The organism is Alteromonas infernus, from assembly GCF_902705815.1.
In genome coordinates this window covers 1-1,001 of record NZ_CACSIG010000010.1, presented here as the reverse complement: position 1 = coordinate 1,001, position 1,001 = coordinate 1, and the positions used below count along the sequence as shown (strand labels likewise).

The following is a 1,001-nucleotide window of genomic DNA, read 5'->3' as shown; positions in this document are numbered from 1 at the left end:
TGATCGAAGGGCAACGATACCAGATCGAAGCCTACTTACGCGAGGGTTTCAGTTATCGGAAGATCGGAAAGCGTCTGAATGTGAGTCACAGCACCATCAGTAGAGAAGTAAATCGTAATCGAATTCGGGATAACCACTATTTGCCGGAAGTCGCTCAGGTGAAGGCTTTAAAGCGACGATGTCAGGCCGCAAAGCGCAGAATATCTGAACTAACGATCACCTTTGTTGAGTTCGGACTTAACGAGAAATGGAGTCCTGAGCAGATAGCTGGCGTAGGCAAAATTATCGGTCATCACGTGAGTCTCGAATGGATTTATGGATATGTCAGGCTTGATAAATTACGCGGCGGTAAACTCTATAAACAACTACGTCAGGGCCATCGACGATACCGTAAAGGTAGCCGCGCCAAGCGAGTGATTATCCCGAATCGCGTTGGTATTGAGCATCGCCCCGCTATTGTGAGCAAGAAAAAGCGGTTCGGAGATTGGGAAGCTGACACGGTTCTGGGCAAGCAAGGAACGGGCGCAATTGTTAGCCTGGTCGAGCGCAAAAGTAAGCTTTATCTGATACGCAAAGTGCCAGCAAAAAGCGCAGCCGATGTGGCCCGGGCCATGGTTGGCATGTTATGGAAATATCGAGGTCATGTCCGAACTATTACCGCTGACAACGGCAGCGAATTCTGTGACCATGAGCTGGTCGCAGAAAAGCTTAGAACAGATATCTATTTCGCAAACCCGTATTCATCCTGGGAACGCGGATTGAATGAAAACTTCAATGGTTTGCTGCGCCAATACATCAAGAAAGGCATCGATTTACGGACGATAACAGATAGGCAAATTAACGAGGTTGAACGTGCACTAAATGCCAGACCGAGAGAGTGTCTCGGCTTCAGACAGCCCATCGCAGTATTCAATGAATTACGCAAGGCTGCCTAATTTAGCGAGTGGTGCACTTCGGAGTTGAATTCGCGAGCATTTAGAGAAACTACTNTTGTATATTCA

1 protein-coding gene is annotated in these 1,001 nt (G+C 47.7%); it reads left to right on the top strand.

Annotated features, from left to right (window positions below; genetic code table 11):
* Nucleotides 1–2 precede the first annotated feature (2 nt).
* The gene (locus ACX5J7_RS03745) at nt 3–935 is read left to right on the top strand and encodes an IS30 family transposase (RefSeq protein ID WP_498706155.1); all 933 of its coding nucleotides are present in this window, start codon (nt 3–5) and stop codon (nt 933–935) included.
* The last annotated feature ends 66 nt before the right edge of the window (nt 936–1,001 follow it).